Source organism: Verrucomicrobiia bacterium, from assembly GCA_035946615.1.
Lineage (GTDB): Bacteria > Verrucomicrobiota > Verrucomicrobiia > Limisphaerales > UBA8199 > DASYZB01.
In genome coordinates this window covers 15,173-38,739 of record DASYZB010000022.1, presented here as the reverse complement: position 1 = coordinate 38,739, position 23,567 = coordinate 15,173, and the positions used below count along the sequence as shown (strand labels likewise).

Below are 23,567 nucleotides of genomic sequence, written 5' to 3'. Positions count from 1 at the left end.
GAGTTTTTCAAAGTCGGGCATCGAATAAAGAAGACCGGCCATTTGCCAATCGGGCGGGCAGGCTTAATATTGAAAGGCATGAATGCGACACGACTGGATGGCCATGGGGTGATTAAGACTTGTCCCACATGCGGACAAATGAACCGGGTTTCTTTTGGACATTTGGGAAGCGCCACCCGTTGCGGGCGTTGCAAGACTGAATTGCCCGGGTTGGACTCGCCTATAGACATTGACGACGAGGCGGCATTTGAGTCGCTGTTGGAGAGTTCGCCGTTGCCGGTGCTGGTGGATTTTTGGGCTGATTGGTGCGGGCCGTGCAAGATGATGGCGCCCGAGGTCTCGCGAGTGGCCTCCCGGAGCGGCGGCAAATTCGTTGTGGCAAAGATGAACACAGAAGGTTTGCCGTTGCTGGCCCAGCGCTTCAATATCCACGCGCTGCCGAGCCTGTTGGTTTTCAGCGGCGGGACCGAGCGAGGGCGAACGGAAGGAGCGCGGCCAGCCGCCGAAATCCAACGCTTTGTCGAGCGGTCCATCCGGCCGATGTAACTTGCAGCGCTATTCCCGCAACTTCGAATCGATTAGAATGGTCACGGGCCCGTCGTTGACCAGACCAACCCGCATTTGGGCGCCGAACTGGCCCGTTTGAACCGGCTTGCCGAAATCCAATGCGAGCTGGCCGACAAACTTTTCATACAGCGGCAGCGCGATCTCCGGGCCGGCAGAGCGGCTGTAGGAGGGCCGGTTGCCTTTTCGTGTGCTTGCGAAGAGGGTAAACTGGCTCACGACCAGAAGGGCTCCGTTGACGTCCTGAACCGAACGATTCATCACACCCTTTTCATCGTCGAAAATTCGGAGCCGGACAATTTTACCGCTTACCCACTCGATGTCCTCAGTGGAGTCCGCCGGTTCGACCGCTAACAGCACGAGTAATCCTTGTTGAATGGCGGCGGTAACCGCGCCGGCAATCACGACGTTTGCCTCCGCAACTCTCTGGATGATTGCGCGCATTGGGGGAGGGTAATCATAGGGGCCCAAGGGGCGCAACGGCCTAAGAGCGCCTCTTGAAAATAGTCAGCTCCTTCTCCTCCTCGATCGTTCAGGCCTTTCGAGGAGGAGCACGAGCACGAGTAACGGCAAATGCATTTTTAAATAGGCTCTAAAGGAGGTTTCTGCCCCAGTTGGGATTTTGCCGAACCCGGTTTATCTTAAGGAAATGAATACACAAACAGTGACTGACAAATTTCAGGACTGGCAGAGGCGCGCGGGCGAAACGGCCAAAAACATGGGGCAAGTTACCGACCAATACGTGCGCGATAACACCTGGAGCACCCTTGCGGCAGCGGCGATCCTAGGCTGCGTCCTCGGGTGGCTGCTGGCCAATCGCGACTGATGGGCTGCGCCGGCTCTCTCTCGATGGAACCCTGCGTGAGATGGAGTATTGGAGTGATGGAGTGGGTGGGAAACCCCAATACTCCAGCACGAGGAGAATGGCGGCAATTGTATTTTTAAATCAGGCCTTAGTGGGATTTCCCAGGAAGGCATCCCAATTTTCCAAACGCCACCACGTAAACAAGGAAGCCGGCTATGAGCAGCCAGGGGTCTCCTTTGACCATCAGCAAAATGCCCCAGCCCAACACGAGAGCGATCAGCAGGTAAGCCGCAATAGCCAAAATGAATTTCATCGCCCGAGCTTACACCGGATTTGCCATGGCGCAAGAAGAGCCGCGCCAGGACCCCCGGGTAGCGCCGGGGCCGCTGAGACGCTCGATTTGCGGCATCGCAGCGGGTACGACGCCCAAACACCGGACCAATTCGTTGCTACCGCGCCTTTGGCCCAAATCCGGCAAAATCTGAAATCTCTTAAATGCCGGATTCAATTTTGCCCTGAGTAAAGTCGGTTTCATATTCACTCCTGTTACTACTCCGGAGCGCCGTGATTTGTTTCAGGATTTTATTTCCGGTGAATAACATGTGAATCCTGGTGAATAAGTTTTCTTAAAAAGGACATTGACTTCTGCCAGTTTTCACGCTAACGGCTTTGGAAATGAAACATCTGATTCGCAACAGGGAATCAGGGGAGTTTTTTAGGGCAGGGAAGTGGACGCGAAGCTCGGAAAAGGCTGATGACTTTCCGACGCTGATGGCGGCAGTTAAGGCCGAATCCCGGTATCATCTGAGGGATGTAGAATTAGTCGCGCAACTGGCCCACAGTCGTGCGGAAACCCATGCGGTCCACTTGCCCTGGGCGGAACGATAGCCGGAATGCAACCCGGGCGGGGAAGAGCATAAGCCCCTGACAAGCCCCTTCCGTATGTCGCGTCCCAAGGGCGTTCGCTCGTGTCCCGCGCTTTGAAGGATTTTGCCTTTCTCAAATCCTTACGCCGGTCACCGGGTCAAAAAAGTGCGCCCTCTGCGCAGCCAGCGCTATGGGTATCTTCTCTCCCGGCTCGTGATGCTGGCCGGCCAGCACGCGGGCCGTCAAACAGATGCCGTCCAGTTGCAGTCGAACAAACGCGTCCGGGCCCGTGACCTCGACCGCCTCCACTGTCGCCACTGTCGCATCCGCCAAACCTTTCTGAGGGATGCTTGCGCCGATGGCTACATCCTCGGGGCGGACGCCCAGCACAAGGGGTTTGGTCTCAGGAAACTCCAGTATCGTCGGCGGTTCTCCACCCAGCCGGAGCCTCAGAACCTGGAGTCCAGCCGCGCTGCTGATTGAGTCTGGTTTGAACCACAGGGCATGAGCGGTCCTTACGACGTGTCCATGCAGCAGATTCATCGGCGGCAGGCCCAAAAAGCGGGCCACAAACAAATTAACCGGTTTTCGATATACCGCGATTGGGGTGTCCAATTGCTGAAGCAGCCCCTGGTGCAGCACTGCCAGCCGGTCGCCCAGCGCCATCGCCTCGGTTTGGTCGTGCGTTACATAGATGACCGTGACGCGCAACCGGGCATGGAGGCGTGAAATCTCGAGGCGTAATTGCGCCCGCATGTGCGCATCGAGGTTTGAGAGGGGCTCATCCAGCAGCAACACCTTGGGGGCGCGCACCAGGGCGCGGCCAAGAGCCACGCGCTGGCGTTGCCCACCCGAAAGCGATGCGGGGTCGCGCTCGAGGCAATCGGCCAGGTCAAGCAGTTCAGCCGCTTCTCGCACCCGGCGCTGGATGTCTTGAGTTTTGTGCCGGCGCAACCTCAATCCAAACGCCAGGTTTTCTTGCACGCTCATGTGTGGATAAAGCGCCGGAGCCTGAAAAACCATAGCCACATCGCGCTGCCTGGCGGAAAGGCCATTGACTTTTCGTTCGTCAATCGAAATCAGGCCCGAGGTCGGCTCTTCCAGGCCGGCCAGGAGCCGCAGGGTGGTTGTCTTGCCGCAACCCGAGGGGCCTGTCAGTACGAGCAATTCCCCATCCGCGATAGAAAGATTCAAATCGCTCAGGGCCTGGACGGGTTCGCGCCCTGGCCGCTCGAAGACCTTGGTCAGATGGTCGATAATCACCCTTGCCACTGGCTTGATTGTTCGGCAGGTAAAAAAGAAATCCAGATTAATCGCAAGCCAAGGTAGTGCGCCGGCCGTCTGATGGGGTCCTTGCCAAAAGGCTGGCCGGTCCTACATTGTCCCCATGAAGATACCGCGGGAAATACCGGTAATGACACTGCCCAACGCCACGCTCTTTCCGCAGGCGTTGCTCCCGCTCTATATTTTTGAACCGCGTTACCGGCAGATGCTGGCCGACGCGCTGCATTCCAACCGGATGTTTTCGGTTGCCATGCAGCGGCCCGGCAGTGCGCGAGAAGCCCCGTCCGCGGTTGCCGGGCTGGGGCTCATCCGGGTCTCGGTAGGTCATCGGGATGGGACCTCGCATTTGATTCTGCAAGGGCTGGCCCGGGTTGGCCTCGAGGAAACCGTCCGTTACAAACCGTATCGAGTTCAACGCATCCGTCCGCTGCATTCGCCACCCTGTGATAACGTCAAAGTCGATGCCCTGGTTGCGAAGGTCCGTGAGTTGCTCGAAGAGCGAATCCAGTTGGGATTACCCTTTCCTTTTCCGGTCATGTCTCCCGGCCAAGCCGAGCCTCCATCGGCCCCACCCGCCTTTTCGCCCAAGGAGATTCTCAATTATCTCGATTCGCTGAGCGACCCGGAACAGGCGGCTGACTTGGTCTCGTGCGCGGTGCTGCACGGGGCGGCTGAGCGGCAGACCATTTTGGAAACCGTGGATGTCGAGGCGCGTTTGCGGCGTTTGATTCGGTTTTTGCTGGCGGAAATCCGCAAGAAACGCAAGGGTCAATCACTATGAGTGAACCGCCTTCGGCTCAGTCGCGTCCCGGTGCTGAAGATCGATTATCGGCGCTTTTTGCGCAATTGATCATGCAACAGGCCAACATGGCCATGATGCTCATGGGTAAAGTCGAGCATCCCGATGGGGGCCAAGCGGTCAAGGACATCGAGGCGGCCCGTTTTTTCATCGATGAGCTTGAAATGCTCGAAGTCAAAACACGGGGCAACCTCACAAAGGAAGAAGCCGCCCTGCTCCAGCAGAGTCTGATGAGCTTGCGGATGGCTTTCGTCGAGGCGGTCGAGTCCCACGAGCCAGCCGCCGCCAAGGCGCCGGATTCAGCGGCTCCAGGCAAGGCTTCCGCGCCCGCATCAGAATCAGCAGCAACTGGCCCTTCCAACGCCGAAGAGGAGCATCGCAAGAAGTTTACAAAAAAGTATTAACGGCCAATTACGGCGAGCGCACCGCGTTAATCTCGATTTCGCTCTGTCCCACAACCGCTTTGCCGGTTATTCGCGCAGGGGACAGAAGCACTGCATTCGATAAGGCCGCGGCCGGAGCGAGGCCCGACGCTGCCCCGAGGGCCTGGCCTGCCCGTGGTGGCATCGCGGGCAGGAGGCTGCCACTAAAGATCACTTGCTCGTTGCTCGTCAGATTTGTTCCTGCAACTCGAAAGAAGTAGGACCCAGTGTCTTTTCCAGTTGCTGGCGAGGGGACAGCCGACCGAGCGGCCAATCGATCGGCTGGCGCGCCCGCCGGCCCCGCGAAGCCTGGGGAATTGGGTTTGGAATCCGCGGTTTGGAAAGAGCCGCTGTACACCGACCCATCCTTATCGATGATGCGCACCTGGCGTCCCAGTCGTTCGAATTGAAAGGAGGCCAGGACCGGGTTGGTCGAAAACTTTTTATCCAGCGCCGTGTTAGTCCCCGCGTTGTCAGCCAAGGCGACGAACTGCTGCAACGGCTCTTGTTGACCAGCGCTCAAGCCATATCGCTGATTCGAGGGAGCATCAAGGCTCATTGCGCTCGCCTGTGCGCCAGCTAAAACAGCGCCCGAAGGGGGAGCTGCTTCTTTGAGTGCGGGCGCAGCGGCGGTGTCAAAGGTCTGCGCCAGTGTTGCATTTGTAACGGAGTCGATCTGTAATGCGAGCCTGGACCGGTCCGAGCTTGGCTGCTGCAGAGGGGCGGGAGCTGCTACTTTGGCCGATTCTTCAGGTCGTTCGGCCAACTCACGCCGCGCTCCGGGGCTGGAGACTCGATTCTGTGCCAATTGGATTTCCGGCGTTCGCCCGCTATGGGCCGGCCAAAGCAGTATCCCAGCAACCACGAGCCCCACGGTTCCGGCGCTCCAAGCCAGGCGAGGCCAGTACTGCGCTAGCAAACTCCAGACCGAAGGCCGCCCAGCGGCAGGTTTGCGAAAGCGCCGGGATACCTCACCCTGCAACAATCGCCTGGTGGCCGCGCGCATTTCCAACGGCCCGCCGCTCTCCTTGCGCCGCTTTTCGGCATAATCGCGCAGGAGCTTTTCAATGGGGCGTTGGGGGTCTGATTCCATATCCAGCTACAGATTAGACGGGAACAGGGCCGATTTTGCCCCGGCAAATCCCTTCAGCAAAATCTCTTCAAGCCGGTCCAGACACTTGCTCAGGCGGGAGCTGACCGTTTTGATGTTTAACTCAAGGGCTTTGGCGATTTCTTCATAGCTCAGGTCGCCAAAATAGCGCAGTTCAATGACCTCGCGGCATGGTTCTCCAAGACGGTCAAGGGCCTCATGGATCAATCCGACACGTTCAGCATTGAGCAACGCCAAATCAGGCCCCGGCTTGGGGCTTGGCGGGTCGAGGACAAGCCCCGTCTCGGGGTCCTCGGCTTGCAAGGACAAATTGGGCTGACCGCCGCCGCGTTTGGCGGCCTGCTGGCGTTGGCGATAATCACGCGCCTTATTGGCGGCTATCCGAAACAGCCAGGTCTGAAACTGGCTGCCGCCTTGAAATGACTCGATACTCTTGATTACCGACAGGAAGGTCTCCTGGCAAATCTCCTCGACGTCTTCGCGGGTGAAATCATGGCTCAACTGGAAAAGGAATCGTCCAGCAGCCGCATAATGCAGGTTGAACAATTCGTCCCAGGCCGCCGGTTCACCCCGGCGGCAGCGCGCAAGCAAAGTGGGCTCTGCGTCCAGTGCCATGCTCCAAAGAGTTTAGAGCAGGCGCAGGGAGGAGGGAAGAAGGAAGGAGGAGGGATGAAGGAAGGAGGGATGAAAGGCAACCCAACTGAGACGACCTAAGACAACAATTCTGTGCCCTTCATCCCTCATCCTTCATTCCTCATCCTTATCCTCTCAAACCCCTTCCTCGCGGCGCCTATGGTCTTCTCGATGTCCGCTTCGGTGTGCGCTGTTGAAAGAAAACCGGCTTCGAATTGGGATGGGGCCAGGTAAATCCCTTGCTCGAGCATCGCATGGAAATATTTCTTGAATCGCTCACGGTCACTGTTCATAGCTTCGGCCAGATTGTGGACGGGTTGGGCGGTGAAATAGGCGCAAAACATGGAGCCACAACGGTTGAATTGGACGGGGACCCCGACAGCGCGCGCTGCCTCCGTCATCCCGGCTTCCAATATCGCGCCCAGTTTCTCTAGTTTTGCATAAGCATTTCCTAAGGATAATTCCTCGAGCGCCGCAATTCCGGCGGCCATCGCCAGCGGATTGCCGCTCAAGGTGCCTGCCTGGTAAACCGGCCCCAGGGGGGCGAGGAAATCCATAATCTCAGCTCGCCCCCCAAAAGCGCCCACCGGCAAGCCGCCTCCAATGACCTTCCCAAAGCAGCTCAGGTCGGGCGTGATGCCGAAGCGCTCCTGGGCCCCTCCGGGGGCAAGGCGAAACCCGGTCATGACTTCATCAAAAATCAGCAACGCCCCGTCCGTGCGAGTAATCTCTCGCAGAAATTCCAGGTAGCCGGGTTGAGGCAAATAGAGACCGGCGTTGCCGGGGACCGGCTCAACGATAATCCCGGCGATTTGGCTCCGGTTCGCCGCAAAAGCCGCCGAGACGGCCTCCGGCGCGTTGTAGGGCAACACGACTGTGTGTTGAGTAAAGGCAGCCGGAACCCCCGCGCTGTCCGGAGCGCCAAACGTGAGCGCGCCGGACCCGGCCTTGACCAGGAGCGAATCGGCATGACCGTGATAGCAGCCCTCGAATTTGATAATTTTGTCGCGACGTGTAAAGCCGCGCGCCAGGCGAATAGCGGACATGGTGGCTTCGGTGCCCGAATTGCACATGCGCACTTTCTGCACGCTGGGCACCAACGAGCAGATCCGCCTGGCCATTTCCACCTCCAACGCATTTGGAATTCCAAAGCTGGTGCCCTTTTGGGCTGCCTGCTGAACGGCCCGGATAATGCCCGGGTGAGCATGCCCCAGTATCGCAGGACCCCAGGTGCCCACATAATCGATGTACTCATTGCCATCCACGTCCCAGATATGGGCCCCTTGGGCTTTCTCTGCAAAAAATGGTGTGCCGCCAACCGCGCGAAACGCGCGCACAGGCGAATTAACCCCTCCGGGAATATATCTCAATGCCTCAGAGAAAAGCCGTTCCGATTTTGTCCGTAAAATCATGCCTATCCAGGATGAGAAATTGAGCGTCAATTATGAAGCAGAAACCACTATTCCACCATCGGGGATTCATACCCGCCCAATTTTCTTTCCTTCGCGCAAAAATCCCTTATATTCCACAGGCTCGATAGTCACGGCGGACCGGCGCTCCCGGCTTAGGACCTGCAGCGCGGAGCGCGGGTCTGTGCGGAGATGTGGCAACCCCTCTCTGGTGCAGGGACTCTCCGCATTCCTAGCCGGCGAAGGACTTGGCCCCGGCCAGATAGGTTGCAGATTAAAAAATGGACGCAGCGCACATTAGAAATTTCAGCATTATTGCCCATATCGATCATGGGAAAACGACCCTTTCGGACCGGTTGTTGCACCGAACCGGGACGATCTCGACCCGGGACATGGAGGATCAGTTGCTCGACTCGATGGACCTGGAAAAGGAGCGCGGCATTACCATCAAAGCCCACCCCGTGACGATGCTCTATAAGGCCAAGAGCGGCGAGGTGTACGAGCTGAACCTCATCGACACGCCTGGACACGTTGATTTTTCCTACGAAGTCTCTCGCAGCCTCAGCGCGTGTGAGGGGGCCTTGCTCATCATTGATGCCGCACAGGGCGTCGAGGCCCAAACTGTTGCCAACGTACACCTGGCGATGAAGCAAAACCTCGCCATCATCCCGGTTATCAACAAAATCGATCTGCCCCACGCCAATGTCCCCCAAACCAAACAGCAATTGGAAGACATCCTGGCCATTTCGGGCGAATCAGCCATCCTGGCCAGCGCCAAAGAAGGCATCGGCATCGACGAGATTCTTGAAGCCATCGTCGCCCGGATTCCAGCGCCGAAACCCACGGGCGCCGTTTCGCTTCAGGCCCTCGGGTTCGATTCCTATTTCGACACTTACAAAGGCGTGGTTACCCATGTCCGTGTCTTTAATGGCGAGTTGAAGCCGGGTCTCCAGGTCCAATTGTTTCACTCGGGCAAGAATGTCGAGGTCAAAGAGGTCGGCAGTTTCAATCCCAAGCCCTATGTGCGAGACCGGCTGGAGGTGGGCGAGACCGGCTACATGACCGCCAACATCAAGAGCCCGCAGGAAGTCAAGATGGGCGACACTATCACCGACGCCCGCCATCCGGCCCCGGCCTTGCCTGGTTTCAAAGAAATCCATCCGATGGTTTTTAGCGGCATCTACCCGATCAACACCGCCGATTACGAGCATCTCAAGGCCAACCTTGCCAAGCTCCAGTTGAACGACTCGGCCTTTGTCTTTCAGCCCGAGACATCCGTTGCCCTCGGATTCGGTTTTCGCTGCGGGTTCCTGGGCCTGTTGCACCTGGAAATTGTCCAGGAACGGCTGCGCCGCGAGTACGGCATGGACATCATCGCCACTTACCCCAGCGTCATTTACAGGGTAACGCTCACCGACGGCACAGTGAAGGATGTGGATAACCCGGCCTACTTGCCCGAACCCACATTCATCCAAAAAATCGAAGAGCCGATGGTAAAGGCTTTTGTGATCTGCCCAAACGAGTACATCGGCGACATGATGGCCTTAATTTCTGAAAAGCGCGGCACGATTGATCACACCGAGACCATCGACTCGCGCCGCGTGATGCTGACCGGCCTCATCCCATTGAACGAAATCCTCATCGATTTCCATGACCGCATCAAGAGCATCACCCGCGGTTACGGCTCGATGGACTACGAACACGCCGGCTACCAGCAGTCCGACATGGTCAAGCTCGATATGCTCGTCAATAGCGAGGCCGTCGATGCTTTTTCCTGCATTGTGCACCGGGAAAAGGCGGAGGGCAGGGGACGGGCCCTGGCTGCCAAGCTCAAGGAAGTCATTCCCCGCCAGCAATACGCCGTGGCCATTCAAGCCGCTATTGGGGGAAAAATCGTTGCGCGCGAAACTGTGGGCGCGTTGCGCAAGGATGTCACTGCCAAATGTTACGGCGGCGACATCACTCGCAAACGCAAATTGCTCGAAAAACAAAAGGAAGGAAAGAAACGGATGAAATCCTTCGGCTCGGTGAGCATTCCGCAAGAGGCATTTATCGAGGTGCTCAAGACATGACGGTGAGTCGCGCCCGCTGGGGCTTTCTTTTTGGAAATAAAGTATGTCAAAAGCTGAAAATCGCAAAGGTCCTGGCCTAAAACCTTCAGCGCCGGCCGCAGCGCCGGCCGGCAGTAGCGGCGCCCAAGAGCGGCCTCGTCGTTCCTGGGTGGCTCGTTGGTTTGCATCGGGCGCTGTGCGCGAGGCAACCGCCATGCGCAACCATGTCAAAAAGCTCCTCAACCATCAGCGCGATATCCTTTCACCGCAGGCTCGCGCGGCATTGCAGGGCGCCATGGACGATATCGGCACGGCCATCACTGCCGGGGCCGATAAAGCGGCCCTGGAAAAGCAGATGGAGAACCTCGAAAACTCGGCCAATAAATGGCTCAAGCCCTATCCAAACGCGGCTTGGCGCGAGAATATCGAGGTGCTTCTGGTCGCCCTCACAGTGGCCATGGGTATTCGGACCTTTTTCCTGCAGCCATTCAAAATCCCTACCGGTTCGATGCAGCCGACCCTCTACGGCGTCACTTCCGTGCCCGATTACAGCCAGGGTCCCGAAAGTCCCTTGGCAAACCCGCTGGATGTAAATTTTGAAATCCCCACAGGGTGGCAACGGGTCCGGGACTGGTTTGCCGGGGTCAGCTATCTGGATGTTCGAGCCGAAGCCGACGGACCACTCGAACGCATCGAGCCGCCGTTCAAATTCCTTATCTTTAACATTGTCCAAACCATCCAGGTCGGGGGCGTCGAGCAACGCATCTGGTTTCCTCCCGATTATGGCGGCTCAACCCTGGACAAGCGCGCCGGGTTGTATCTCAACCCAACCAAGGTCTATCGAAAAGGAGAGGAGATCGTCCGCCTGCGAATCGTCAACGGCGACCATCTCTTCGTCGATCGGTTCACCTACAACTTCCGCCCTCCGCAGCGCGGCGAAATCATCGTGTTTGAAACGCGCGGCATCCAGGGCCTGCATCAGGACCAGTTTTATATTAAACGGCTCAATGGTTTGGGTGGCGAAACATTGTCTTTGCACCAGGATTATGAAGTCAGCAACGTGCCTGGCATGGGCACCGTCCCGGTCGGCAATTTGGTCGTTAATGGAAAGCAAATTACCGCCGCGACTCCGCATTACGAGGACGTTTATTCTTTTTACGGCGCGGGCCGCTACTCGAAGGTGCTCCCGTTTAAAGAAAACCACTATTACGGCCATGCCATGATTGGCAACATGGCGCCCGGTCATGAGTTCACGGTCGCTCAGCATCGTCTCTTCGTCATGGGCGACAATACCATGAACAGCCTGGATTCGAGGTATTGGGGCGATTTCCCCGAGACGCACGTCATTGGCCGGTCTTTCTTTGTCTATTGGCCCATTACCGAGCGCTTCGGCTGGGGCTACCATTGACTAATAATCTTGCGTCTTCCAAGGGCGCAGATCACCTTGCCGGCACGTCTCAAACGACTTATTCACCCATGTTGACCGCCAAAAATCGAGAGAGCTTCCCGCCCCTGCAAGCCCATAGCCGGGTGCATCGACAGCGGGCGGCTTTCGTTACCTTCCTTCTCGCCGCCCTCTGGGTCTGCGCCATGAGACCCCAGCGGGCGCAGGCGGAATCGGCGGCATCATCTGAGCCGGTGAAGGTCCTATTTGACACCGATATCGGCAACGATGTGGATGATGTCCTGGCGCTTTGCATGCTCCATAGCCTGCAAACGCGAGCCGCCTGCCAATTACTTGCAGTCACCATTACCAAACCAGACGAGTTGGCTGGCCCATTTGTGGATGCGATTGACACCTTTTATGGCCGTCCAGGAATTCCCATCGGTTTCACGCGCTCGGGCCTCAAAAATGAGCCCAGCAAATTCCTGGGACTTGCCGATACCACGGACAACGGAAAGCCGCGCTACCCTCACAAGTTGAAGCGCAGCTCGGATGCCCCCAGGGCAACCGATTTATTGCGCAAAGTCCTGAGCCAACAACCGGATGGCTCGGTGGTCATCGTGCAGGTCGGCTATTTCTCGAATCTGGCGGCATTGCTCAGAACTCAACCTGATAAGTGGTCCCCGCTCACTGGTCCTGAACTGGCGCGCCAGAAGGTCCGATTGCTTTCTGTGATGGCCGGGGCTTTCCGGCCAATTGGTGACAATCAGCATTACCTCGAATACAACGTGACGCAGGACCTCCCGGCCACCAAACAAGTCGCCCGAGCCTGGCCCACGCCCATCGTCTGGAGTGGATTTGAGATAGGCATTGCAGTGCCCTTTCCCGCAGTCAGCATCGAGCGGGATTTTCGTTACGTCCCGCACCATCCAGCGGCCGAGGCCTATTGCCTGTACAATCCTCCGCCTCACGAACGACCCACCTGGGACCTTACCAGCACATTATTCGCGGTCTATGAGGACGGCGGATACTTTGGCCTCTCCGCCCCCGGCCAGGTTACAGTCGAGCCGGACGGGTTCACCCGGTTCACCGAAGCGCCTCAGGGACGAGACCGGTTTTTGACGCTCAATCAAATCCAGGCGCCCCGCGTGCGGGAAGCCCTTGTGCAATTAGCCAGTCAGCCGCCTTGTAAGACCCAAAAATAATCTCCACTGCATTCCTGTGCAGAATCATGCCCTCTCGCTCCAGAGTGGTTGTCGTCGGTTCGCTCAATGTTGATTACATTGCGCGTGTGACAAGGTTGCCGGCTGCGGGCGAAACCGTGGCCGCTTCGAGCCTGGTCCGCCGGTTTGGCGGAAAGGGCGCGAATCAGGCCGTTGCGGCCGCGCGGCAGGGGGCGCGGGTTGTTCTCATCGGGTGTGTAGGGGCCGATGATGAGGGGCGGGCATATCTCAAACGCCTGCGGAACGAGCGCATTGATGCCAGAGGGGTCTCGGTGGCAATCGGCCAGCATACCGGCTTGGCGCTGATCGCAGTGGATGATTCGGCTGAGAATAGCATCGTAGTCTCTTCAGGCGCGAACGCTGAGCTAAAGCCAAAAGCTGTCGAGGGGCAGAGGGACCTCATCTCGTCATCCGGCATCCTGTTATTGCAATTCGAGGTCCCATTGCCTTCGGTCTTTGCCGCCATCCAGATTGCCAACCGCTCGAATGTGCCCGTGGTGCTCAATCCTTCCCCGCTGCGCAAAGACTTTCCTTGGGGCCAATACCGTTTGGATACGCTCATCACGAATGATTCCGAAGCGGAGGCTATCTTCAACATCGAGGACTTGGAGCACGAACGCCGCTGGCCGGCGCGATTGAAACGACGCGGCATTGAAACCCTGATAGTCACCCGCGGCGAACGGCCTACCCTTTGCATTACTTGTTCAGAAATCACGCGAGTGCCTGCGCTCTTTGTAAAGCCCGTGGATACCGTCGGGGCAGGGGATGCCTTTGCTGGGGCTTATGTGGCGGCCCGCGCTGAAAGCCTGGAATTGCCTGGCGCTGTCCGCAGGGCAAATTGCGCCGGGGGACTGGCGACGCTTAAGCGGGGCGCTCAAGAATCCATTCCTGGCCGGCCGGCTACCGATAAAGCCCTTCGCCACCTGCCATGAGCGACCACGCAAATACAACTCGCTTCGGGCCGGGATGCTCAGCGCTCCTGACCGATCTCTATGAGATTACGATGGCCTGTGGTTATTGGAAGGCAGGTCTTACGGAGGTCGAGGCGGCATTCCATCTGTCCTTCCGCGAGGCGCCTTTCCACGGCGGGTTCACCATCGCGTGCGGTTTGGCTGCGGCTGTGGAATTCCTGCGCTCCTTTCATTTCGAACCCGCAGACGTGGCTTACCTGGGCACACTCTTGGGCCATGACGGCAAGCCCTTGTTCGAGCGCGGCTTTTTGGAGTATCTCGCCAAGCTGCGCTTTACCTGCGACGTGGATGCGGTGCTGGAGGGGACGATTGTTTTTCCGCAGGAACCGCTGTTGCGTGTGACGGGGCCGATCCTCCAGGCCCAGGTCGTCGAGACGGCGCTGCTGAATTTTTTAAATTTTGAATCGCTGATTGCCACCAAGGCCGCCCGGATTTGTCTCGCCGCGCGGGGCGAGCCGGTTATCGAATTTGGTTTGCGCCGTGCCCAGGGCCCGAATGGGGGGCTGACCGCCAGCCGCGCTGCGTACATCGGTGGATGCGCGGGCACGTCAAATTTGCTCGCTGGCAAGATGTATGGGATACCGGTCTCCGGCACGCACGCGCACAGTTGGGTGATGGCTTTTGGCGACGAGCGCGAAGCCTTCACGGCCTATGCCCGGGCCATGCCGAACAATTGCATTCTCCTGGTGGACACCTACGACTCGCTGGAAGGGGTGCGTCACGCCGTGGCAGTGGGCAAAGAATTGCGCAGCCAGGGCCACGACTTGCTTGGAATTCGGTTGGACTCGGGCGATTTGGCCTTTCTAAGCATCGAAGCGCGCAAAATCCTGGATGAGGCGGGATTCACCAAGACGGCCATCCTTGGCAGCAACGACCTGGACGAGCACATCATATACAGCCTGAAGGACCAAGACGCGGCCATTACCCTTTGGGGAGTCGGCACCCGCCTGGTGACCGCCTACGAGCAACCGGCCCTGGGCGGTGTGTACAAACTCTCTGCCATCCGCAAGCCGGGCGCTGCCTGGGAACCCAAAGTCAAACTCTCGGAGCAGGCCGCCAAAATCACCAACCCCGGTATCCTTCAGGTCCGCCGCTTTCTCACTGACCAGGGATTTGCCGGAGACGCCATTTATGACCTCAGCAGCCGGTTGCCTTCCAACTTTACCATCGTCGATCCGCTCGACCCGACCCGCCGCAAACATTTCGCGCCCGAGACCTCCAGTGAAGATTTGCTGGCGCCGATCTTTCGAGGTGGCAATCTGGTTTATGCGTTTCCCGGCTTGGAGCAGACGCGCGCGCGGGTGCAACAGCAACTGAGCAAACTGCACGCTGGCATCAAACGTTTGGTTAACCCGCATCAATATCCGGCTGGACTCGAGTTAAGCCTGCATGAGCTCAAAACCAGGCTGGTCCTGCGGGCCCGGGGCGAAACCGAATCATAAACATGACCTCCACTATCATTGTAGCCGCAGGCAAGGGGATGCGGATGGGGCCGAATGTGGACAAGATTTTCCTCGAAATCAACGGCCTGCCCGTCGTGGCGCATACCTGGCGCCGTTTTGATCGAAGCCAGTGCATTGATGAAATCGTCCTGGTCATCCGCCAGGGAATGGACAACGCCTTTACCGAGCTGGCTCGTCAGTTGGATTGCAAGAAACCATTTCGGCTCGTGAGGGGTGGGCCGGAGCGGCAGGACTCCGTTTGGAACGGTTTGGCCGGATTAAATCCTCGAGCGGAAATCGTGGCTATCCAGGACGCCGCCCGGCCATGTATAACCGAAGCGCTCATTGCCGCGACGGTTCAGGCAGCCCAGCAAGGCGGGGCGGCTGTAGCCGCTCAGTCCATTACCGACACCATTAAAGAATCCAATGATGGCAAGTTGGTCCAACGCACGCTCGATCGCTCCCGTTTGTGGGCTGTGCAAACCCCTCAAACCTTTCGCGTGGACATAATCCGCCGCGCATTAGAGGAAGTACGGAACCGGGGAATTCTGGTCACCGACGACACCGCAGCATGTGAGTTGATCGGCCAACCGGTCCTGCTGGTCCCCAGCGTCCTACCCAATCCCAAAGTCACGCGGCCCGAGGATTTGGATTATGTGGAGCTGCTGCTGAAGCGGTTGCAACCTTAGCCGGCTGGCCGGGTCCGCGCCAAGCGTCTTGGACTATGCCAGTCCTGGCGCTTTGGGTCTGACCTTGCGCCCAAGATTGCATTCACATTTCAACCGGCATTTGAGCGGCAGGGTAAGGTGATAACGGAAGGATAACCACCCCTCACCAACTCGGGTTCGCGGGTCCCAAATACCCTTTGTCCCGCCCTCCTGTAGAGGATAGATTGTGGTTCGCTGATGAGCAGTGATGTCACCGATGTTTTAGCAGGGCAGGGCAGCCCCGGCCCGGAGTGCAGCCCGGGCCAAGGCTGCCCCAAAGGGTTGCGCCTTCCCGAGTTGCTGGCCCCTGCCGGCGACTGGGAATGCGCCCGGGCTGCCGTTGAAAACGGCGCCGACGCCATCTACTTCGGCCTCGAGAGGTTCAATGCCCGGATGCGGGCGGCCAATTTTACCGAAGCAGACCTGCCCAAGCTCATGGAATTCCTGCATCAGCGTGGCGTCAAGGGCTACGTCACATTCAACACGCTCGTGTTCGAGAACGAAATGGCCGTTGCCGAACAGTATGCGCGCTCGATCATCGCGGCTGGGGCGGATGCTGCTATCGTGCAGGATGTTGGAATCTGCCGATTGATGCGCGCCCTTTCATCCGATTTCCCCATTCACGTCTCGACCCAGATGACCGTCACCAGCGCTGCCGGCATCGAGTTTGCCCGCCAGCTCGGGTGCAACCTCGTCGTCCTGGCCCGGGAATGTTCGCTGAAAGAGATCGCGCAGCTAACGGGTGCGGCATTGGCTGTGCCTAACGAAAGCGCCCTCCCCATCGAGGTGTTCGTTCACGGAGCACTCTGCGTCGCTTACTCGGGGCAATGCCTCACCAGCGAGGCGTTGGGCGGGCGTTCAGCCAACCGCGGCGAATGCGCCCAGGCCTGCCGGATGCCTTACGAGTTAATCGCCGATGGCAAACCGGTTGCGCTGGGAGACCGGAAATATCTCCTCAGTCCGCAGGACCTTGCGGGACTCGAACTTCTCCCGGAACTGGCCCGCCTTGGTGTCGCCTCGCTGAAAATCGAGGGCCGGCTGAAGAGCCCGGAATATGTAGCCAACATTACCCGAATATACCGCGAGGCATTGGATCAATTGTGCGAGAAGACGGCCACCAGCGACTCAGGAACCAACGCGCGGAATTCGAGCCGCCGTTACAAGATGGAGATGGCCTTCTCGCGCGGCCTTTATACCGGCTGGTTCGGCGGAATCAATAACCAGCAACTCGTCCATGGACGCTTCGGCAAAAAGCGCGGAGTTTACCTGGGCCAAGTCCTCGATGTCCATAACGAGACCGTCCTAGTCCGGCTGGAAGGACCTCTCAAACCCGGCGACGGCGTTGTCTTCGACGCGGGCAAACCTGAGCACGCTGAAGAAGGCGGGCGCGTCTATGGTGTAAAGGCGCGGAATGGCGCTTCCGGCGCGCCGATGGCCTCCCTCACGTTCGGGCGGGGCGACATTAATTTCGCGCGGGTCCAGCCTGGGGATAAATTGTGGAAGACCAGCGACCCTGCGCTAGAACGCAGCCTTCGGCAAAGTTTTGAAGGAAAAACACCAAAGTTCGCGCGACCCGTTTCGATTCAAGTCTATGGCAAAATTGGCGAACCGCTGATTTTGATTGTGCGGGATGAATTGGGGCACGTGGCGCGCATGGAATCGCAGATGCCGTTAGTCAAGGCAGAGCAACAGCCCCTCACAACCGAACGGTTCAGCGCGCAACTGGGCCGGTTGGGAGGCACTCCCTTTGAATTGGGGGCGCTGCAAAACCTGCTCGAAGGCCCGGCGCTCGTTCCGCTAAGCGAGCTTAACCGCTTGCGGCGCGAGATGGTCGAGCGGCTGTCGGCTTTGCGAGCGCAACCATTGCGATGGAGTTTGAAAGCACGTTTTACCAATGGATTGTCGCCCTCCTCCTCGTTCTCGATTTTCCAGGGCTTTCGGGAGCCAGAACGAGGCAGTGGCGCGCAGTTGATTGTTTTGGTTCGGAACCTTTCCCAGTTGGATGCGGCGCTTGGTTGCGGCATCGAAACCGTTTATTGCGAGTTCGAGGACCCGAAGAAATATCGTGAAGCCGTGCTACTTTTCCGCTGCGCGCCAAACCGCTCTCCGCACTCGACGATTTGGGTTGCGCCACCGCGCATTTTCAAGTCGGGCGAGGAGTGGGTTCTCAAGCAAGTCCGCTCGTGCGAAGCGGACGGTTACCTGCTGCGCAATTATGATCATCTTAGTTTCTTCAAGAGCGACCGGCGCATAGGGGATTATTCGTTTAATGTCGCCAACTCTCTTGCTGCCGATTACTTCAAAAGCAAGTTCGGCCTTGAACGGCTCACGCCCTCTTACGATTTGAACTTCACGCAGTTGGAGGCCCTGCTGCGAGCCGCGCCACCCGAATGGTTCGAGGTCACCATTCACCAGCATATCCCCATGTTTCACATGGAGCATTGCGTCTTTTGCGCCTTCCTTTCCAAAGGAACGGATTTTACCAATTGCGGACGGCCCTGTGATCGGCATGACGTAAAACTGCGTGACCGCGCGGGGACCGAGCATCCCATTAAGGCCGATGCAGGCTGCCGCAATACAGTATTCAATTCCATGGCCCAAACCGGCGCCGAATACGTCACGCGGATGCGGGAACTCGGTGTGCGGCATTTCCGCATGGAATTTCTCAATGAAACACCGCTCCAGGTGACGCAAACCATCGGCAAGTACCGCCAATTGATCGAGGGCGAAATCACAGGCAGCCAGCTCTGGCGCGAACTCAAATTATTCAACCAGCTCGGCGTCACCCGCGGCCAAATGGCCGGGAAAGGGCCATAACTCCGGGCGGCCTATGACATCCAGCTCAATTATTCGGGACTATTGCCTTTTGTAATTTAGGGCAAAGCCATCAGACGAATTTATCGAAGTTTAATGCGGCTTTTAATTGCTTATTATTCTCCTCGTTAAGAATCTTGTTGTTCCACCAGGCGTAACCCCACCCCGCATTGCATGAAAATGCAATTTTAGTGGCTGTTGAAAGGTCATCAACCTCTTCAGGAAAGATTCCGTATCTGGTCTTACAAACGTTTCTTCCTGCTTTAAGAGTGTCAACAAAGTAAGCAGCGAGACAATCGGCGGCTACAGCGGGTTCGTTCAGTTTATCCGGGTCTTCAACCAAATCAACTCCGGTCAGTTTGGAATACCTTTCATAAAGTGATTTATAAGTTATCCCATTAAACCCGCGCCCGCGGTATTTATAACCGTCCCCGTATTGCGTATTCCCGTTTTTACCGCCGTAGATAGCTTCGTAGAAGGCGACATCATCGCGCTTTAAAGCATCAAGAGCCGCTTCAGAAGCGGGGAGCCTTGCCCCAAATAGAGCGCGCAGCCGTGGATTGGGGGTATTTCTATAGCTATATTCATTTCTTGGACGAAACCCCCCTTCGGTAGAAACCACACTTAAAATCCCTACCCGAAGAAACCGGTTGGAAATTCCAAATTTAATTAAAGACTTGATTATCAAAGCTCTTGCATTGGCTTCATTCGAGGCGAGGACTTTGGGCAGACCGCGAACCGGGACTCGGACCAGGTTGACAGGCTCAGCGTAGGGCGACCCATAATAAAGCCCATACAACCTGGAACTCCTCAACCGCTCGGCACTGATGGTAAGCAACCTGCGGTCCGAGCTGATTTGGTAGTCTCCAATTATTGCTGGGTCGTTGACGAACGGATTGAACCCAGTGACCGGGTCAGTCCAGCCATCGACGTAAAGGGAAGTGACGTCCAATCTGCCAGTGCCGATGCGCCCATTCCACAGGGGGCCGGGCGGTCCTCCACCCCATAGGCCAATCTGAAACATGCCGGCGGTGGGAATCTTGAAGGTGGATACCGGCGCATTGGAAACTGGATCAAAGAAATGTGCCATTTACTCCTGCCGGTAATTTTCCACATTTGACTCCACTTCGGCCTGTCCGGCTGCCCTCTGGGGCCAACCGCGGTCACCACCCCTTCGCCATCCCATACCCGCGAACAAAGCCAATGCACTGGGCCACCTCAGGCGACGAGTTCTCCCAGTGATACTCGTACTCGATGGAGATATTGCCGGTGAACCCCTGGGCCCTTAGCTCTTGCAAGATGCCGGGTATGTCCGAGACGCCGGTGCCGTAGGGCACGTCGTGGGCGCCGGGACCCATCTCGTTGAGGTCCTTGAGATGGCTGCTGATAATGCGCCCTTTGAGAATGCGCAGGCAATCCACTGGCTTCAAGTTCGAGCGCACCCAGTGGCCGGTGTCGGCACAGGACCCGATGCGCGGGTCCCGGTCCTTGACGATCGACAAAATATAATTCGGGTCCCACATGCGGTAGTTGGGGTCGTTGGGCCGTTTGGGGTGATCGTGAAAGCCCACCATAATATCGTATTCCTTCACCAGTTTTTCGATGGTGTCGATCGCATCCACAGACTCGGTGGTGACGGCGCGGAGGCCCATCTTGTGCGCAAATTCAAAAATCTTGCGCGCTTGCGCCTCGTCGCGCGGGATTTCAACAACGCCGTAATTCACCGCTTTGAGGTGATACTTTGCGAGTTGGTCCTTAACCTTCTGGATTGTCTCAGGCGAGGCATTATGGTCCCAGCTTACGGTGGGCTCCTCTTTGCTGAGCTTCTGCCCCGGATAAAACTCGATCACCTTGCCGCCCGTTTGTGCCGTCTTCTCGATGGCCTCGAAGAGGGTGAAGTGATTGAAAGTGTAGGCCTGGCAGCCAATGAAATAGCCGCCGGTCTTGGATTCGTCAGGAATTGCGTTTTCAGCGCGCAAAGCAGAGGCGGGCGCCAGGGCGCCAGCCGCCAGGCAGACACTGAGAGCGCAGGTGGATTTGAGGGATATGTTCATAGAATCGTCGTTTCTGTTTTCTACGCAGGCTGGCTGGGAAAGACAAGCTTTGTATTCACGTTATCAACCTGATATACCGCTGCCATGACTCCTCCGGCGCGCGACGTGCAAATCCACGCGGCACCGCGTTTGGCCACCGGTTACAAATGGTGGGCCTTGTTGATGCTGTGGTTTATTTGCTTCTCCAACTACGCCGATCGCCAGACCATTTTCTCCGTGTTTCCCAAGTTACGAGAGGAGTTTGGATTTAACCTGGTGCAGTTGGGCCTCATCGGCTCGGCTTTTATGTGGCTCTACGCCGCTGGCGCCCCGCTGGCCGGGTTCATCGGAGACCGGTTGCGGCGTAAGGACGTAATTTTGGGCGGCTGCCTTTTCTGGAGTTTCATCACCATGTTGACTGGCCGTTGCGCGACCCTCGGGCAGTTCATTGGCGTGCGCGCGTGCGAGGGGTTGGGGGAAACCTTTTATTTTCCGGCATCCACCTCCCTGCTCAGCGATTATCATGGCCGCACCCGTTCCCGCGCTTTGGGAATCCATAATTCTGGGGTTTATATCGGCACGGTCGCCGGGGGCTGGCTGGGGGCGTGGTTCGCCGTGCGCTTTGGGTGGCGCGCCGGGTTTTATTTCTTCGGCGCTGCCGGCATGATGCTGGCGCTGCTCTTGTGGCGCTTTTTGCGAGAACCCTGCCGCGGTGAGGCCGAACATGATGAAGCCCCTGACACTGCGAGAGACGCGGCGCTTCTCCCTCTCCGATTGAAGGAAATTGGAGCGCTTGTCTTTCGCAAGCCCACTGCTTTGCTGCTGCTGGCGGCGTTCCTTGGGGCTAATTTTGTTGCAGCCATTTTCCTTACCTGGACTCCCACGTTCCTGGTCGAAAAGTTCCACTTCACGCTCACCTCGGCCGGGCTTTCTGGGAGCGCCTTTATCCACCTGGCCAGCGCCGTGAGTGTGCCCTTTGGCGGATGGCTGGCTGATCGCTGGGCGCGGCGGACCAGCGGCGGGCGCATCCTGGTCCAGGCACTTGGACTTCTGGCCGGGGCGATTTGGGTTTTTCTGGTGGGATGGACCACCAGCCCCAAGGTGTTGCTGGCGGCGATGACCCTGTTTGGCCTCTGCAAAGGGTTTTATGACTCGAACATTTTCGCTTCGCTTTTTGACGTGGTCGGGCCCCGGGCCCGCGGCACCGCCGCCGGCATCATGAACACCGTCGGTTGGGGTGGCGGGGCTTTGGGCCCTGTGCTGGTCGGTTGGGTGAGCCTTCACGGCCCTTATCGAACGGAAATGGAAAACATGGGCTGGTCGATCTCTCTCTGCTCGGTGGTGTACCTGGCGTCCGGCATGCTTTTAGTTATCGCTGCCCTGGTTTTTGCCCCCCGCGACGTATTGATAAATGACCGCAGATAACGCGAGGGCGGCGCAATTTGTGGGGTTCGTACCCCATTTAAATCCCTTTTTCATCTCATTAAACTGGGCGCTAGTTCTAAACCAGACTGTGCCATGAAAGCTACCCCTTCTATTCTTGTGGCTGAGGATGACGAAGCCGATCAACTCCTGCTTCGACGGGCCTTTAAGAGAGCGGGCGCACAGGTCCACCTGGACTGGGCCCGCAACGGCTTCGAGGTTATCCAATCCTTGCACGAGAAAGCCCGTCGCGAATGCGATTGGCCGGCTTTGCTCCTGTTGGACCTCAAGATGCCCGCGATGAGCGGTTTCGAGGTCCTTGATTGGCTCGCCTCCGAGCCGGGCCTTCGCCCGGCCAAAGTGGCGGTGTTCAGTTCCTCGTTGGACCCTGAGGACCTGCGCCATGCGAGCCATCTTGGGGTGGACCATTACTTTGTGAAACCTACCGACCAGGCCGAGCTGGTTAGCATTGTCAGGCGCCTTGAAGAGTACTGGTCGGCTCCCATTTTGCGCCCGCACCTGGCGCATATCCCCGCGCCCGAGCATTTTGTCGAGCCGGTTGGAGAGGTTGCGGTCGCCGCTTAATTACAATCTGGACGGCTCCCTCCTCCTCGTCGGCTGTAAAGTTCCTTGTCCGGAATCCCCTCGCGCACACGATGCCTGCGATGCGCGAGGTTGCTGCATTTCTTCATTGAATCCTGGGTGGGTTCTGGTCTATTGGTACGGGAGAAGGACTGGATGAAACAGGCTGACGCCATAGCCGCAGGAACCGAAGCGCTCTCCGAGAGTCAAAAGGGGGCTTTGCTAACGCTGCTTGCAGACGACGACCCTCTCATTTTTAAGAACATCCGCCAAAAAATTCTTTCATTCGGTCCGCCCGTGGCCGAATGGCTAAGGCCGCACACATTAAGCCGGGACCCCGCGTTGCGAAGGCGCGCCCAGGAAATCGTGCTGCGCTTTGACCGCCAGGGCGCCGATAACCGGTTTCTGGCATTCTGCCTCAAACATGGCGAGGAGCTGGATATTGAACAAGGGGGGTGGCTATTGGCCCAAACGCAATATCCTGATATCAACGTCGAGGGGTACCAGGCGCTGCTGGACAGCTACGTCCGAGATTTGCGGCAGCGCCTCGACGGCAACACAGAGCCGACGGAGGTCCTTGGTTGCCTCAATCAATATCTCTTTAACGAACTGAGCTTTGCGGGAGACGAAGAGAATTATTACGACCCGGACAACAGCTATTTAAACCGGGTCCTGGACCGGCGGGCCGGCAATCCGATTAATCTATGCCTGGTGTATCTGCTGCTGGCCCGGCGCTTGCAGTTGCCCATCGTCGGCATTGGCCTTCCGGGCCATTTCATCTGCCGCTATCAGTCCACCGCTGGAGAGATTTATATCGATCCGTTTGATGGCGGAAAACTGATGACCAAGGCTGATTGCGTGCAATATTTGCTTCAGGGCAATTACAGCGTCCGGGATGATTACCTGGCGCCGGTGACCTCGCGCCGCATGCTCTTGCGGATTTGCGGCAATCTGCACCAGATTTATCTCCACCTCGCCCAGGCTGAAACCGCCACGCGGTTCCAACGTTACCTTGTGGCCCTGGCCAGGTGACGGAGAGCACGT

The 23,567-nt window shown here is 57.7% G+C and carries 23 protein-coding genes; 15 read left to right on the top strand and 8 right to left on the bottom strand.

What is annotated here, in order from left to right; genetic code table 11:
• The first annotated feature begins 78 nt into the window (after positions 1 to 78).
• Positions 79 to 546: a thioredoxin domain-containing protein gene (locus VG146_03510; protein HEV2391411.1), complete on the top strand. Its 468-nt coding sequence runs from the start codon at positions 79 to 81 to the stop codon at positions 544 to 546.
• 9 nt (positions 547 to 555) lie between these two features.
• On the opposite strand, the gene dtd is transcribed toward VG146_03510, so the two are convergent.
• Positions 556 to 1,008: a D-aminoacyl-tRNA deacylase gene (dtd, locus tag VG146_03505; GenBank protein HEV2391410.1), complete on the bottom strand. Its 453-nt coding sequence runs from the start codon at positions 1,006 to 1,008 to the stop codon at positions 556 to 558.
• A gap of 205 nt (positions 1,009 to 1,213) precedes the next feature.
• Between dtd and VG146_03500 the strand changes: the two genes are divergently transcribed.
• On the top strand, positions 1,214 to 1,390 hold the full coding sequence (locus tag VG146_03500; GenBank protein HEV2391409.1) for a hypothetical protein: 177 nt from the start codon (positions 1,214 to 1,216) through the stop codon (positions 1,388 to 1,390).
• Between the two features lie 127 nt (positions 1,391 to 1,517).
• On the opposite strand, the gene VG146_03495 is transcribed toward VG146_03500, so the two are convergent.
• Positions 1,518 to 1,682, bottom strand: coding sequence for a hypothetical protein (locus VG146_03495; GenBank protein HEV2391408.1), 165 nt, complete (start codon positions 1,680 to 1,682; stop codon positions 1,518 to 1,520).
• Between VG146_03495 and VG146_03490 the strand changes: the two genes are divergently transcribed.
• The gene (locus VG146_03490; GenBank protein HEV2391407.1) at positions 1,672 to 1,854 is read left to right on the top strand and encodes a hypothetical protein; all 183 of its coding nucleotides are present in this window, start codon (positions 1,672 to 1,674) and stop codon (positions 1,852 to 1,854) included. The two genes, VG146_03495 and VG146_03490, sit on opposite strands and share 11 nt — an antisense overlap.
• A 514-nt stretch (positions 1,855 to 2,368) precedes the next feature.
• Here VG146_03490 and VG146_03485 read toward each other — a convergent pair.
• The gene (locus VG146_03485) at positions 2,369 to 3,508 is read right to left on the bottom strand and encodes an ABC transporter ATP-binding protein (GenBank protein HEV2391406.1); all 1,140 of its coding nucleotides are present in this window, start codon (positions 3,506 to 3,508) and stop codon (positions 2,369 to 2,371) included.
• A gap of 115 nt (positions 3,509 to 3,623) precedes the next feature.
• On the opposite strand from VG146_03485, the gene VG146_03480 reads away from it, so the two are divergent.
• Both VG146_03480 and VG146_03475 read left to right on the top strand, forming a co-directional pair.
• On the top strand, positions 3,624 to 4,301 hold the full coding sequence (locus tag VG146_03480) for an LON peptidase substrate-binding domain-containing protein (GenBank protein HEV2391405.1): 678 nt from the start codon (positions 3,624 to 3,626) through the stop codon (positions 4,299 to 4,301).
• The gene (locus VG146_03475) at positions 4,298 to 4,723 is read left to right on the top strand and encodes a DUF1844 domain-containing protein (protein HEV2391404.1); all 426 of its coding nucleotides are present in this window, start codon (positions 4,298 to 4,300) and stop codon (positions 4,721 to 4,723) included. Before VG146_03480 ends, VG146_03475 begins: the two co-directional genes overlap by 4 nt.
• A gap of 7 nt (positions 4,724 to 4,730) precedes the next feature.
• On the opposite strand, the gene VG146_03470 is transcribed toward VG146_03475, so the two are convergent.
• From VG146_03470 to hemL, 3 genes are all read right to left on the bottom strand, one after another.
• The gene (locus VG146_03470) at positions 4,731 to 5,834 is read right to left on the bottom strand and encodes a hypothetical protein (protein HEV2391403.1); all 1,104 of its coding nucleotides are present in this window, start codon (positions 5,832 to 5,834) and stop codon (positions 4,731 to 4,733) included.
• 6 nt (positions 5,835 to 5,840) lie between these two features.
• Complete coding sequence (locus VG146_03465) at positions 5,841 to 6,467, bottom strand: RNA polymerase sigma factor (GenBank protein HEV2391402.1); 627 nt, start codon at positions 6,465 to 6,467, stop codon at positions 5,841 to 5,843.
• Positions 6,468 to 6,592: 125 nt separating this feature from the next.
• Positions 6,593 to 7,897, bottom strand: coding sequence for a glutamate-1-semialdehyde 2,1-aminomutase (hemL, locus tag VG146_03460; protein HEV2391401.1), 1,305 nt, complete (start codon positions 7,895 to 7,897; stop codon positions 6,593 to 6,595).
• 278 nt (positions 7,898 to 8,175) lie between these two features.
• Here hemL and lepA point away from each other — a divergent pair, with 278 nt between their 5' ends.
• The 7 genes from lepA to VG146_03425 all read left to right on the top strand — a co-directional run bounded on the left by lepA (position 8,176) and on the right by VG146_03425 (position 18,489).
• Positions 8,176 to 9,966, top strand: a complete 1,791-nt coding sequence (gene lepA, locus VG146_03455; protein HEV2391400.1) for a translation elongation factor 4 — start codon at positions 8,176 to 8,178, stop codon at positions 9,964 to 9,966.
• Positions 9,967 to 10,009: 43 nt separating this feature from the next.
• On the top strand, positions 10,010 to 11,353 hold the full coding sequence (gene lepB, locus VG146_03450; protein HEV2391399.1) for a signal peptidase I: 1,344 nt from the start codon (positions 10,010 to 10,012) through the stop codon (positions 11,351 to 11,353).
• A 68-nt stretch (positions 11,354 to 11,421) separates the two neighbouring features.
• Positions 11,422 to 12,534, top strand: a complete 1,113-nt coding sequence (locus VG146_03445; protein ID HEV2391398.1) for a nucleoside hydrolase — start codon at positions 11,422 to 11,424, stop codon at positions 12,532 to 12,534.
• Positions 12,535 to 12,560: 26 nt separating this feature from the next.
• Positions 12,561 to 13,484, top strand: a complete 924-nt coding sequence (locus tag VG146_03440; GenBank protein ID HEV2391397.1) for a ribokinase — start codon at positions 12,561 to 12,563, stop codon at positions 13,482 to 13,484.
• The gene (locus tag VG146_03435) at positions 13,481 to 14,965 is read left to right on the top strand and encodes a nicotinate phosphoribosyltransferase (protein HEV2391396.1); all 1,485 of its coding nucleotides are present in this window, start codon (positions 13,481 to 13,483) and stop codon (positions 14,963 to 14,965) included. Before VG146_03440 ends, VG146_03435 begins: the two co-directional genes overlap by 4 nt.
• A 2-nt stretch (positions 14,966 to 14,967) precedes the next feature.
• Positions 14,968 to 15,654, top strand: a complete 687-nt coding sequence (gene ispD, locus VG146_03430) for a 2-C-methyl-D-erythritol 4-phosphate cytidylyltransferase (GenBank protein HEV2391395.1) — start codon at positions 14,968 to 14,970, stop codon at positions 15,652 to 15,654.
• Between the two features lie 216 nt (positions 15,655 to 15,870).
• On the top strand, positions 15,871 to 18,489 hold the full coding sequence (locus VG146_03425) for a DUF3656 domain-containing protein (GenBank protein ID HEV2391394.1): 2,619 nt from the start codon (positions 15,871 to 15,873) through the stop codon (positions 18,487 to 18,489).
• Between the two features lie 70 nt (positions 18,490 to 18,559).
• Here VG146_03425 and VG146_03420 read toward each other — a convergent pair whose 3' ends face one another.
• Both VG146_03420 and VG146_03415 read right to left on the bottom strand, forming a co-directional pair.
• Positions 18,560 to 19,576, bottom strand: coding sequence for a hypothetical protein (locus VG146_03420; protein ID HEV2391393.1), 1,017 nt, complete (start codon positions 19,574 to 19,576; stop codon positions 18,560 to 18,562).
• 73 nt (positions 19,577 to 19,649) lie between these two features.
• Positions 19,650 to 20,540 carry a sugar phosphate isomerase/epimerase gene (locus VG146_03415; protein HEV2391392.1) on the bottom strand — a complete coding sequence of 297 codons (891 nt, stop codon included), beginning with the start codon at positions 20,538 to 20,540 and terminating at the stop codon, positions 19,650 to 19,652.
• Positions 20,541 to 20,624: 84 nt separating this feature from the next.
• Here VG146_03415 and VG146_03410 point away from each other — a divergent pair, with 84 nt between their 5' ends.
• The 3 genes from VG146_03410 (at position 20,625) to VG146_03400 (ending at position 23,555) form a co-directional block, all read left to right on the top strand.
• Positions 20,625 to 21,944 carry an MFS transporter gene (locus VG146_03410; protein HEV2391391.1) on the top strand — a complete coding sequence of 440 codons (1,320 nt, stop codon included), beginning with the start codon at positions 20,625 to 20,627 and terminating at the stop codon, positions 21,942 to 21,944.
• A gap of 93 nt (positions 21,945 to 22,037) precedes the next feature.
• Complete coding sequence (locus tag VG146_03405) at positions 22,038 to 22,526, top strand: response regulator (GenBank protein HEV2391390.1); 489 nt, start codon at positions 22,038 to 22,040, stop codon at positions 22,524 to 22,526.
• 153 nt (positions 22,527 to 22,679) lie between these two features.
• Positions 22,680 to 23,555 (top strand): transglutaminase-like domain-containing protein, encoded by an 876-nt coding sequence (locus VG146_03400; protein HEV2391389.1) that lies wholly within the window; start codon positions 22,680 to 22,682, stop codon positions 23,553 to 23,555.
• The last annotated feature ends 12 nt before the right edge of the window (positions 23,556 to 23,567 follow it).